This window comes from Alkalihalophilus pseudofirmus OF4 (assembly GCF_000005825.2).
GTDB classification, from domain to species: Bacteria; Bacillota; Bacilli; order Bacillales; family Bacillaceae_D; genus Alkalihalophilus; species Alkalihalophilus pseudofirmus.
The window spans coordinates 62,197-74,806 of sequence record NC_013792.1 but is presented as its reverse complement, the minus strand read 5'-3'; the positions used below and the strand labels follow the sequence as shown (position 1 = coordinate 74,806).

The following is a 12,610-nucleotide window of genomic DNA, read 5'->3' as shown; positions in this document are numbered from 1 at the left end:
TCAGTGTCTTTTGTTGCAGATGCTCGTGATCGTCCTCATTTTCGACTGCAAGCTCGTTTTATTCAGTCTCGATCCTATGTATTCCCCTTCATTTGTTGATATTTCATCGTCCCTATCTGAACAAGCTGTTACGAACCCAAAGAGAACTAAACCACCAATAGACAACATTACACTTTTTTTCACCGTTCTTCTCCCCCAATGTAAATTGAACCATTTAACTCAGAGATTGGTTATTGATGATTTTAAAAGTTATGATGAATTGAAATTATGAATATTATCTTGAAAAAGCAGTATCATACACAGGTAATTAGGAAATTAGATAAAGTGTTTTGATTTCTATAATTTAAAAAGGGGTCACCAGATAACAACTTTTCATTACAGATATTTATATAGAAACTATGAAGAAAGCAAGGCAATCTATTGAACAAAAATCATTTAATATTTGCTTTTGTGATTGGAATCACATTTGTCGTATAATCCTCCTTTTATACTTACATTTATAAAGAACTAGGAGGGAAATAGATGAATAGAAAAATTTGCTTTATACTCATGATTTTGACGATTTCACTTTTGCTTGCTGCTTGTGGACAGAACGCTGAAAGCGTGGTAAATAACGAAGAAAATGCTAATGCAGAAAACAAGTTGAACGATGGTATGGAAGAGACAGAAAAACAAGTGGACGTGGGGGAAGCGGATTTCGAAGAAGAGTACATTGTTGTAGTCGGAAATGAAAAGGATGGAACTATGTCTGTCATTTACTATCCAGAAGGAAGGCAAGAGCTTGTTTACCTTGATGGGGAAGCACATAATCTAGAAGTCAATGTCGAGTCTCAGTTAATTTGGGTAACTATTAATCCGCCACATGAGGATAATGAAGATGAGAAACATAGTCATAACCATGAAGATGATGGTAACGAAGAACAAGATAAGGTAAAACAAGAAATGATTGTAGCATATGATATAAACACGTTAGAAAAAGTGGAAGAACATCAGGTAGGGAGTCACCCAGCTCATGTAACGACTACAGAGAATGGTGAGATCGTTGTCGTAACAAATTCTGGTGATAATTCTGTCACGGTTATTAATAGAAAGACAGATGAAGTTGTTAATGTAGAGGTGGGAGAATATCCACATGGAGTAAGGATATCGCCCGATCAACAAAATGCTTATATAGCGAATATGCAAAGTGCTGATGTTAGCATTATTGACTTACAATTGAATGAAGAAGTTAATCGAGTTCATGTAGGAGAGGGTGCTGTTCAAACTGGATTTTCCCATGACGGAAAGTATGCCTTTGTTGGATTGCATGTTGATAACCAACTAGCTGTTATTAATACGTCAACGCAAGAAGTAATCAAACACATTGATGTCGGAGTAGGTCCGGTACAAATGTTTGCTAGTTACGACAATCAATATGTCGTTGTTGCAAATCAAGGAAGTGAAGAGAACCCATCAGACACGATCTCTATTATAGGACTTGATACATTAGAAGTTGAAAAGGAGGTTCCGTTAGGAAAAGGGGCACATGGTATTGTAATTTCTAAGGATAGTCAATATGCCTTTGTTACAAATATGTTTGAAGACACGGTTTCCGTTGTTGATTTAAAAACGTTAGAAGAAGTAAAACGATTAGATGTAGGGGAATACCCTAATGGTATTTCTATAAACTAGAGGAAAAGCCTTAAGAAGTTGTAGGTAAACTTTTTAAGGCTTTTCTTTGTTCGCCCTTTTTTTTACTCCTAACCAATTTAATGCTTATTACATCCTATGGAGTTTCAAGGGTTAAAGAATTAGATTTGAGGCAAGAATTATTTGTGAAACTCTCGCATAGGAAGTGATTGATTTATGCAAGAACTAATTTTAAATATTAAGAAAAAATCAGTCTTCGTAAAATTACAACCAGAATTAATAAAGGATCTATCCCTGACTTTTTTCTTTGCATTTTCGATGATCATGTTTGAAATTTTTTTAACACGTTTGTTTGCAGTTATTTTTGATTACAATTATGTATTTCTTGTCATTTCGTTAGCTACATTAGGAATTGGAATTGGAGGATATTTTGCTTATCAGTTTCCTATTCTTTTCCGTAGTCTATATCCATTTGCACTATGTGGGCAAGGTGTTTTACTAATAGGTGTAACGTCATTAATTTATCTTACGCCATTTCAAGGCATCACCTTTTACTCCATTCTCTCAACAGTACCATTTTTGTTTACTGGTTATATTTTAGCTAGTATTTTTCAAAAATTACATACTAAAGTTCATGTTGTTTATTTCATCGATTTAGTCGGAGCAAGTTTGGGGGCGAGTCTTGCCATCCTCTTGATGAATCATTTATCCCCTATTCCAATGATATCTATGTTATCACTTGCTTTATTTTTAGTTGGGAGTATTCTGGTATTTACTCAATTAAAAAAAGCTGCAAAAGTTATGTTAATCATGATACTAGCCTTATTGATGATAAATATATTTTCTCCTTTTTTAACAACGGAACGTTTTTTGTCTTATCAAACAAGTCCATATACAACGTTTTCTGAACTAGAGGGAAACATTATCTATTCTGAATGGGATTCATTTTCACGCACTGATGTTTACGATGCAAAAGACGGAGATTTTTTGTATATGACGATAGACGGAGGTGCTGTTTCTTCGATTTCTCGTTTTGACGGAGACCTAAATACAGTAGACTATTTGCAAATGAATACAAGTGATTTAGCTTTTCAGAATCCAAAAGAAAAAGAGAGGGCATTGATTATTGGAAGTGGTGGTGGACAAGAAGTCTTATCTGCTGAAATGGCAGGCTATTCCAAGATTGAAGCTCTAGACATAAATAAAGGTAGCTTTAACGCCGTTCATTCACTTCGATCATTTGCTGGGGATGTATTTGAACGAGATGGTGTCGAAACGATTGTAGCTGATGGTCGAAATTATATTCGTGAGACAACAAATACTTATGATTTGATATTCCTTTCACTGGTAACAAAGCAATCTGATAGTGGACTAGGGTTAGCCTTAACGGAAAATTTCATTTATACGAATGAAGCGTTACGTGACTATTTTAATAAACTCAAAGAAAATGGCCAACTTTCATTTCTACTTCACGACGAAAAGGAGCTAGCTAAAGTCATCCATAGTGCAGAAAGCTATTATCAAGAAAGGGGAATTCCATCTAATGAAATTAAAAATCACATAGCCGTTGTCGGTAGTCAACACATTTTTGGTCATGTAGTAGCCGAGCCGGGAAGCATCGAACGGCCACTGCTTATTTTGAAAAAGCATCCATTTACAGAAAAGGAAGCGACGAAACTTTTCGACTCTGCCGCGAATATCGCACAGCTCCCTTTACATGTTCCATATAGATTTGATCACTACAAAGATTTAGCAAACAGGCTTCATGATACGGCCATCCCTTTTAAAGCAAACCGAGATGCTCAGCCTTTCTTTTTTCATAAGAATGATGGGATTCCTTCTTTTTTATGGATTGGTTTGATTCTTATAAGTCTTGGCACTTCTGTAATGAGTTTAATTTATCGAAAGCAAGTTCCAGTTGGAAGCATGGTTTATTTCAGTGGGATTGGAATCGGTTTTATGCTTATTCAAGTAACACTGATACAACGCCTGACATTGCCTCTAGGGCATCCTACTTGGGCATTTGTTATCGTATTAACAACACTTCTTATTTCCGGTGGAATTGGAAGTGCCTATTCGACTAAATGGAAAAGAGAAGAGGATAGAAGATTTGTCCCAATATTACTTGTGGCATTTCTAACATCTGTCGTGTATCTATTAATTCATTTTTACTATCAGTCTGAGCTGGCACTCTCCACATTTCAAAGAACCTTGCTTGTCATTACTATGCTTATCCCAGTAGGTTTTTTTATAGGAATGCCATTTCCATATGGGATGAGTAGGCTTAAAAAGCATCAAATTTCAATTAGTTGGGGGATCAACGGTTTAATGACGGTTGCCGGTTCAATAGTAGCAGCCATGTTATCTTTAACGTTTGGAATGAATCTTACAATAATAGTAGGGATTGTTGTTTATCTCTTGTTATTTATTTTTCAACCTCTGTTAAAAATGTAAATCAGAAATGTGATTTTTCCTTAGCCAGAATTAAATTCTGGCTCTTATTGTGTTATTGACATACCTTACTAGGGTAATGTAACTTTAGTTAGAATACATTGTTAAAACAAACAAGGTGGGAAGAATAGATGAGTCAAACAGAGAAACTTGTTAAACTTGCTGTGAATGCTGGGATATCCTTTGGGGCAAAGTTAAATGCAAAACAATTACGAGTTCTAGCTGAATATATGAATGATGATCAAGAATTGGAATTAACAACGTTTCAACAGCTCTATATTGATGTGTCTGAAAATAAACTGGAGTTAGTAAAAGGAAAATTTAAAGAAGCTGGTTTAATCTGTTATCCGGTTGGAAGTTTTGTTAAAAGCCTTCGTACCTGTAATTTTTGTAAAGGATCGGAGGAAGAAGGGATGCCGGTAGCTATCGAGTTAAATAAACGAATTGCGGGAAGGGAAGTGCCTTTTACCCTCAAACCAGCATATACGGGATGTCGAGTTGGTTGTGGTGAACCATTAATCAATGACATTGGGATTATTAAAGTAGGTACAAATGAGTTCGATTTATACATCGGTGGCAAAAGCAAGGGAGCAGATGCTAAGGTAGGTACATTGTTCAAGAAACAACTAGTACCTGAACAATTATATGCGATGGTGGATGATATACTAGATCTTTATCACGAATTTGGAAAAAAAAGAGAACCGTTTTTCAAGTTTATTAATCGATTCGGCTTTGAAAATTTACAGCAGCAAGTTCTTAAAAAAAGATAAATGATAATCAAAAATTCAATCTACTGAAAGTAATAAGCTGTTGACAGGATTTAGGAAGAAATAGGTTCAGCTAAGGGTGCGCTACTTATTACGTAGCGCACTTGTTTTTACCTAGCCATTGGTATTCACTTCTTATCTTTAGCTTTACTATAATTATGCACCCATAGCAAAGGCGCGACACTCTTGAGCACAATGTAAGCACATTTGACCACATCGTTGCGAAACTTCGTCTGGGTGATGTAAACAGTGGTTCCCGCAAACTTCACAAATATGGGCACATAACGAAGCAAGAGATTTTGCGAAGACGCTACAACGGGCCATATATTTAGCAGTTAACATACAAATATCAGCGCAGTCTCTAAGTAATCGCAATTGCTCTTTTCTGTGACTTGAGCTGTCCATTTGCAAAATAGAATACTCGGTAAATTCACAAATAGCTTCACAATGTTGAACCGTTTCAAGTGCTCTGTGTTGTGACATGTGGTTTTCCATATGATAAGACATAGTATGATTCAATTTAATTCCTCCTTAAATTTAAAAAACTTATATCACAAGTTCATCGTATGTCTAGTTGATTACCTATGCTTTAGGCATTAGTCTAATTTTTAGGGTTTTACGAGTTCCAAACGGGCAGCTATTTAAATTCTCAGTATGATAAGAAAAAAACTAACCAACTCTTTCGTGTATCACAACATTTTTATTCTTTTTAAGCAATAATTTTTTTCCATTCCATCATATTTTCATCACAATTTCTTTATATTCTTTTCTTGTAATGAACATACACTTATGAGGAGGGAATGGAATGAAAATGAAGTTGGCTTTATTTGTATTAGCTGCAACCATGACAATTGGTACTCCTGCTTTTGCTAGTGGAAACGGAGTTGCGGATTGTGCGCAAATGTCGAAGGGACAACATGTAGCAATGTGTGCACAAAAAATGGAACGCGGGGTTTCTGACTGTGCCACTGCTACTGAATGCCCTATGACAAGTGGATGTACGAATTAATGAACCAGGATGGTTAGTCAATAAAACATTTAGTATCATAAAAGTTTTTAAGTGGATTTCCTTGTACGAATACTGATTTAATGAAAATAACAACGAATTAAGACTCGAGGATCGTTCAATCCTCGAGTTTCTTCTTGCTACTTCTATGAAATTCCATTGACACTGGTAAGGAATCTGTTTGTTGGTCTTTTTCTCACTCTGAACTTAGTTCCATGGATATTACGTAGTTTTTATTTTTACTTTTCATCATAAATCCATCACATTTTTTCGCTATAGTAAGAACGCTTGATTATAAAAGTAGGAGATATGATGATGAATTATATTTTTGAAAGTTACAGTTACCAAGAGCTATGGAATATAGGGTGGCTTTTCTTTATTTTTCTTATTACATTTTTTTATTTCTATGTCACTAAAAAAGTTGCTAATAGGACCAGTAAAGGAAAAGCCGTATCGTTTGTTATAGGAGTATGGGTTTTTTATGTTGCAGTAGGAAGTCCACTTCACTTAATCGGACACAACTATTTGTTTAGTGCTCATATGCTTGAACAGGCAATAGTCTATTTTGTGGCACCACCATTGATTCTTATAGGACTACCTAATCAATTAACTAAGCATCCTTTCATCTCCAGGTTACTAAGCAGGGGATTACTAGGAGTATTGAGCAAACCGATCATCGCATCGCTTTTATTTAATGGATTATTTTCCCTATACCATTATCCAAGTCTATTTGACTATTTACGTTTGAACCATCTATATCAATCTGTTTATCATTTAATTCTCACAATATTAGCTTTTACAATGTGGTTATCTATTCTTCATTCCAAAAGTAATTACGAGTTATCTGAATTGAAAAGTTTAGGCTACATTTTCTTAAATAGTGTATTAATTACACCGGTTTGCGCTTTAATTATCTTTTCTAATAACGTACTTTATACAACCTATATAAATGCTCCTCAATTGATCTCGTTCTTATCAATAAAAGATGATCAACAACTTGGAGGGATTGTAATGAAGCTGGTTCAAGAAGGGGTATTTATTTCAATCATTGGAATACTTTTTTTCCGGTGGGCAAAAAAAGAAAGAAAAAAAGAAAATGTAGAAATTTCAAATGAGGATGCTTCATAAAATTGATTACTATAAAGCGAGGTTTGTAATATGTATGATGTATTTAATTCTATTAGTCGATTATTATATGATCCCTTAATTCAACTAATGTATGGTTTTGAACATATTCCGCTTTTAGCAGCGCTTATTATTGGAATTCTAGCAGCTGCTGCACCGTGTCAATTCACCGGAAATGTAGGTGCCATTACACTTTATGGGAATCGGTCTATCCAAAAAGCTATTCCATGGTCAGAAGTCATATTCTTTCAACTTGGGAAAGTCGTTGTTTTTTCGGGGTTAGGATTACTAGTGTGGATATTAGGTTCTGAATTTCAACAAGAACTAATTGGTTACCTTCCATGGATACGTAAAATACTTGGGCCCATTTTTATCATAATCGGTCTTTATTTAGTTGGACTCATCACATGGAAATGGTCTATCGGTCTAAAACAAAGAGAAGCTGGTGATAAAAACAGAGGAAAATGGGGGGCATTTCTATTAGGAAGTAGTTTTTCATTAGGGTTCTGTCCAACCATGTTCTCAATCTTTTTCTTTTTGTTAATGCCGCTAACCCTTTCAACTTCATACGGATTCATCTTACCAACGGTGTTTTCGTTTGGTACATCGATTCCTTTGTTCATTACAATGTATCTCATCTGGACTTTTGGATTAAACGGGACACTTTTGAAAAAAGGAAGAAACATCGGAAAATGGATCCAGCGAGTCGCAGGGGGCTTTCTGATCATCCTTGGGATTCTAGATACAATAACTTATTGGGGGATTTAAGAAAGTATGTATTGCATTAAACCATGATCTAATTCAAAAGGAAATTTATATTTTTTTCTTCAAAATTTCAACACAATTACCTTTTATAATATAAATAGATTTAAAAATTAGGAGGTATTTGACTATGGAAAATTTAGCTTATTATCTTCCACTATTATTATGTCCTTTAATGTTAGTGATGTTATTTTTCTTTATGAAAAGGATGTCTGATGGAAATAACAGTAATAAGAGTGAACCAAACGGAAAAGATTTACAAAAAAATATGAATCACTTAATGGAACAAAATCAAAAGTTGATGAAGGAAATTGATTCTTTAAAAAGGTCACAATAATGGAGGGGAGTACGTTTGGAGGAATTATCAATTTTTATTCCGATCATACTTTTATTCTTACTAATAATTGCGATGATGATTCACTCTTATGCTACTATCAAAAGAAAACCAGAGGGTTATGAATTTTCGTTTAATAAACAGAATGACCCCTTCGATAAACGGGAAAAAAGCAACTAACCTTATTGTAAGATTATCCCGCTTAACAAACTCACAATGGGTCTAAATTATAGTAAGATCAATCGGTGGAGGAGGCTTTTAATTGAGTTGCCTCCATTTTCTTCTTTTCAAGTAGATTTGTGTAAAAAAATATTTTATAAGTAAGATTCTTTATATAGAAAAGAGGGAGAACATGGACACTAAAATTCTAATTGTTGATGACGAATGGAATATGAGAAATCTAATTCGAATTCATTTATCCAAGCAAGGATATAACATAGTGGAAGCTGTGAATGGGAAAGAAGCGCTTAAAGAAATGAAATGTCATTCTTTTCAACTTATTATTTTAGATGTAATGATGCCAGAGATGGATGGTTGGGAAGTGTGTGAAGAAATTAGAAAAGAAAATTTGGCTTTGCCTATATTAATGTTAACAGCTAGAACTGAGACAACGGACAAGGTGAAGGGACTCGATATTGGAGCGGATGATTATTTAACTAAACCTTTCAAACCAGAAGAACTTATCGCACGAGTGAATGCACTTTTAAGAAGAGCTGTTGTAAATCAAACAACGCAAACAAAACAACTCCATTTCCACGAGCTGAAAATGGATGTGGATGATCATAAAGTTTTTGTTCAAGACAATCCTGTTCATTTAACCCCTAAAGAATTTGAGTTATTAAAATTATTACTCTTGAATCCTAAGCAAGTGTTTAACCGAGACCAGTTACTTTTGAAAATTTGGGGAGTGGATTTTCTCGGAGATGAAAGAACGGTTGATTCTCACATAAAAAGTATTCGTTTGAAATTAAAGAAAGAAGGGCTGAGCTTTACTATCATCGAAACGGTTTGGGGTGTCGGCTATAAGTTAAAGGAAATAGACACATGAGATGGAATCGAATTGATGTAAAATTAGGGCTGACGATGATTACCGTTTTTTTATTAGTTTTCGCACCTTTTGTTTATGTCATTGATCAGGTTTTTTGTAATTATTATTACAATAAGGCAAAAGAGGAAGCTCATCAATTAACGTCAAATTATGCCCAGATGATAGCGAATAATCAAATGTTAATGTCAACGCCAATGGTCGAAATGGCAGGAAATATTACACAAAAAAAAATCTTCTTACTAGACGAAGATGGAGATATGATCACGTTTACAGGTACGGATGATCTGGAAATAAACATTAAAGAGTTCGACTTGCAAAACCTTTTTGAAGGAAGGCCTGTTTTCTATGAATACGTAGAACCGTTCACTGACATTCCTTATCTTTTGTATGGTCATCCAATAAATGCTGATCAATTCAAAGGTAGTCTGTTCATGTTATTTCCACTTAATGATATGTATGATTCGATGTCTACGGTAAGACAGTTGTTTCTTCTTGCTGGTGTTGGAGGTTTCTTTCTAGCTCTTGGGTTTACATTTATTGCTTCACGAAAGCTCTCGTCACCTTTACTTGAAATGCAGGCTGCAACAAAAAAGATTGCCAAAGGGGATTTAAATACAAAAGTGATTGTACGATCAAAAGATGAAATCGGTTCTCTTGCTGTTGGCATTAACAACCTAACTCAGGAACTAAAGAGGCACCATGATACAAGAAGTGAATTCTTTGCTAGTATTTCTCATGAGTTAAAGACACCGGTTTCATATTTAATGGGTTATTCGGAAGTCTTGAAAGAAAAGCTGTATCAGACGGAGGAAGAAAAAGAACAGTATTTATCAATCCTTGAACATGAAGCAACTCGATTAAATTATCTTATATCAGACTTGTTTGATTTGTCGAAGATGGAAGAAGGGAAGTTTGACATAAATAAGGAGTGGATCGATTTAACAGAACTTGCCGATAACCTCGATATGAAATATTCATTAAAAGCAAAAGAAAAAGATCTTCTATTTACGGTTAAAGTGGATGAAAACCTTTCCTTGTTTTATGGAGATGGAAAACGAATAGAACAAGTTTTTACCAACTTATTGGATAATGCGATGAGGCATACGACTAACGGTGAGGTAACCTGTGAGTTCAGGCAAGGTGATAATCAAATTAACATCATTATCAAAGATACCGGATCAGGAATTCCAGCCGACGAACTTCCATTTATTTTTGATCGGTTTTACCGAGTAGAAAAATCTCGCTCAAGAGAATTCGGAGGGACCGGATTGGGATTAGCCATCGTTAAAATGTTAGTAAAGTTACACGGTGGTACAATAGATATAACGAGTAAGGAAAACGAAGGAACCCAATTTACTCTTTCTTTTCCTAATGATATTGGGAACAAGGAGAGGGGAGAAAAGATATGAAATGGATAGACTGGGTCATTGTTAGTCTGCTTTTGCTTATTGGGTTAGTTTGTTTAAGTATGTCCTTAACGTTAACGACGGACGAGAATTTTATCATCTCTCTCCTAAAAATTTGTCTTTGGGTAGGAATTCCATCTCTAACGATTGGACTAATTTTTCTGTTGTTCAAAAAAAGAAAGTAAGCAATTGTATGAGAAAAAATAGGGATGTGTGTATGGAGTGTGGACAAAAAAAGACTTACTAGCCGGTCTTATTCTCTTTCTGACAATATTCATTTCACTGGTAGACGGTACTGCGGTTGAAGCCCATTCAGAAATAAAAGAAATAAGTCCGGGAATGAATGAAATATTGGACCATTCACCAGAACGTATTAGTGTTTTGTTTGCTGAACCTGTAGAAGTCTATTCAGAGTCTATTCGCTTAACCAATTCGATCGGATCAAACGTTCGAATCGGAAAAGCGGTGATTGATCCTACTGACAAACGTTTAGTAACATTACCGGTTGAAACTCTATTATCAGATGGCAGGTATACATTAGAGATTTTCGCAATTGCCATGGATGGACATGAAATTAAAGAGCGTTTCCAATTTGAAATTAAAAAGGAACAAATTTCAGAATTAGATTATTGGAGAAATCTAACCCTCGTTCAATCCGCTCCAGCAGATGGGGAGATCGTACCAACTTCTCCAAACAAAATTGAACTATGGTTCTCTGATGAGATAGAATTAGAGGTTTTTGCGATCTATGATGATAATCAAAGTTTAGCACCGATAGGAGAAACTTATGTAAATCCAGCTGATGCTTCCCACTATATAATAGAGCTAGACAAGAAATTATCAAAAGGGACATATGAAATTAATTGGTACGTACGTAAAGATAACAAAAGTAAAAATGGAATTTTCTACTTCGCAGTGGATGAAGTCACATCTATTACCCCTCCAGAGGGAAAAAGAGTTTCAATGGGGGGATGGCAACATGTCGGATTGATTGAATTTGCTAGTTGGCTGTCCTATCTGGGTGTTTTCATCTTGTTTGGTAGTATGGTTTTTCAATTATTGATTTCAAAAGGTAGTGAAAACACCAACCGGTGGAACAAGATGAAACGGATCTTCTTCATCATGAGTGTTGTAGGGTTTCTACTACTTATTACAATTCGGAAGGATGAAATTACTAATATTTCAGTCGTGGAGTTTATTCAATTTCAATTTGTTTGGGGCATGGTCCTTCAACTTGTCCTTGTACTTATTGCATTTTTTCTTAGGTCGATGATAGGACAGGTATTATTGTTAGCTGGAACGATTATGATGTGGGCATTATCAGGTCATGCTGTATCAGATTGGTATGGTGGGCTTATCTCAATAACGTTAGATGCTTTGCATTTATTTTCTATTGCGATTTGGCTTGGTGGATTGTTTGCATTAATAGTCATGATACCTAAAGAGGAAGGTTTAAAATGGCTAAAAGAAAATGGACGAAAGTTCTCCAAATATGCACTTATAAGTATATTTATTATGAGTTTAACAGGGATAGGAATGCTATTGCGTTATCTTCCTTCTTTTACTATGGACAGTTTAATGATAAGTAGTTGGGGGCAGTTTCTCCTTTTTAAGGTGATTTTATTTCTAGTTATAACTTTTATAGGATTCTATCAAATGAGATTATTGAAAAGCGGTATTGATCATAATCATACATCTCTTACCGCTATCTTAGGAAGAACCGAACTCATTATTGGAATGAGTATTCTTTTCTTTGCAGCATCAATGATCAACACGTCACCCAAGGCTGCTGAACAAGGAATTTATCCCACAGATCTTTATTCTCCTGTTGATGTCTCTGTATCACTGACACCATTTCAGATGGGATATAATGATTTAATTATAAAATTTGATCAATCAGAAGATATAAAGAATGTTGATGTTGAGCTTTTTATGCCACCTTTTATGACCAGAACGATAACCGCGTTTTCGTTAGGGGAAGGGACTTTTCAAGTGACTGGTGGACTATTACATGGTTCTGGTAGACCTATTTAAATATTCATGTCACTAAAACGAGTGGCGAAAACTTAATGATTCCATATG

Annotated in this window: 12 protein-coding genes; 11 read left to right on the top strand and 1 reads right to left on the bottom strand. The window is 35.1% G+C overall.

Features of this window, described 5'->3' with window-relative positions:
* The first annotated feature begins 522 nt into the window (after positions 1-522).
* The 3 genes from BPOF4_RS19565 to BPOF4_RS19555 all read left to right on the top strand — a co-directional run bounded on the left by BPOF4_RS19565 (position 523) and on the right by BPOF4_RS19555 (position 4,850).
* Positions 523-1,671: a YncE family protein gene (locus BPOF4_RS19565; RefSeq protein ID WP_012960987.1), complete on the top strand. Its 1,149-nt coding sequence runs from the start codon at positions 523-525 to the stop codon at positions 1,669-1,671.
* A gap of 174 nt (positions 1,672-1,845) precedes the next feature.
* On the top strand, positions 1,846-4,083 hold the full coding sequence (locus BPOF4_RS19560) for a spermidine synthase family protein (protein WP_012960986.1): 2,238 nt from the start codon (positions 1,846-1,848) through the stop codon (positions 4,081-4,083).
* A 128-nt stretch (positions 4,084-4,211) separates the two neighbouring features.
* Entirely contained in the window at positions 4,212-4,850 is a 639-nt protein-coding gene (locus tag BPOF4_RS19555) for an NAD(P)/FAD-dependent oxidoreductase (protein ID WP_003322291.1), read from the top strand.
* A 153-nt stretch (positions 4,851-5,003) separates the two neighbouring features.
* On the opposite strand, the gene BPOF4_RS23045 is transcribed toward BPOF4_RS19555, so the two are convergent.
* Positions 5,004-5,330 (bottom strand): four-helix bundle copper-binding protein, encoded by a 327-nt coding sequence (locus tag BPOF4_RS23045; protein ID WP_012960985.1) that lies wholly within the window; start codon positions 5,328-5,330, stop codon positions 5,004-5,006.
* A gap of 322 nt (positions 5,331-5,652) precedes the next feature.
* Between BPOF4_RS23045 and BPOF4_RS19545 the strand changes: the two genes are divergently transcribed.
* The 8 genes from BPOF4_RS19545 (at position 5,653) to BPOF4_RS19510 (ending at position 12,562) form a co-directional block, all read left to right on the top strand.
* A complete protein-coding gene (locus BPOF4_RS19545; RefSeq protein WP_012960984.1) occupies positions 5,653-5,856 on the top strand; it encodes a hypothetical protein in 204 nt (67 codons plus the stop codon).
* Between the two features lie 306 nt (positions 5,857-6,162).
* Positions 6,163-6,981 (top strand): cytochrome c oxidase assembly protein, encoded by an 819-nt coding sequence (locus BPOF4_RS19540; protein ID WP_238446522.1) that lies wholly within the window; start codon positions 6,163-6,165, stop codon positions 6,979-6,981.
* A 30-nt stretch (positions 6,982-7,011) separates the two neighbouring features.
* Positions 7,012-7,746, top strand: coding sequence for a cytochrome c biogenesis CcdA family protein (locus BPOF4_RS19535; RefSeq protein ID WP_012960982.1), 735 nt, complete (start codon positions 7,012-7,014; stop codon positions 7,744-7,746).
* Between the two features lie 124 nt (positions 7,747-7,870).
* On the top strand, positions 7,871-8,077 hold the full coding sequence (locus tag BPOF4_RS19530) for a hypothetical protein (protein WP_003322284.1): 207 nt from the start codon (positions 7,871-7,873) through the stop codon (positions 8,075-8,077).
* Between the two features lie 349 nt (positions 8,078-8,426).
* Entirely contained in the window at positions 8,427-9,122 is a 696-nt protein-coding gene (locus BPOF4_RS19525; protein ID WP_012960980.1) for a response regulator transcription factor, read from the top strand.
* Positions 9,119-10,531 carry a sensor histidine kinase gene (locus tag BPOF4_RS19520; RefSeq protein ID WP_012960979.1) on the top strand — a complete coding sequence of 471 codons (1,413 nt, stop codon included), beginning with the start codon at positions 9,119-9,121 and terminating at the stop codon, positions 10,529-10,531. Before BPOF4_RS19525 ends, BPOF4_RS19520 begins: the two co-directional genes overlap by 4 nt.
* Positions 10,528-10,713: a hypothetical protein gene (locus tag BPOF4_RS19515; protein WP_003322280.1), complete on the top strand. Its 186-nt coding sequence runs from the start codon at positions 10,528-10,530 to the stop codon at positions 10,711-10,713. Before BPOF4_RS19520 ends, BPOF4_RS19515 begins: the two co-directional genes overlap by 4 nt.
* Before the next feature lie 37 nt (positions 10,714-10,750).
* Positions 10,751-12,562, top strand: a complete 1,812-nt coding sequence (locus BPOF4_RS19510) for a copper resistance protein CopC (RefSeq protein WP_012960978.1) — start codon at positions 10,751-10,753, stop codon at positions 12,560-12,562.
* The last annotated feature ends 48 nt before the right edge of the window (positions 12,563-12,610 follow it).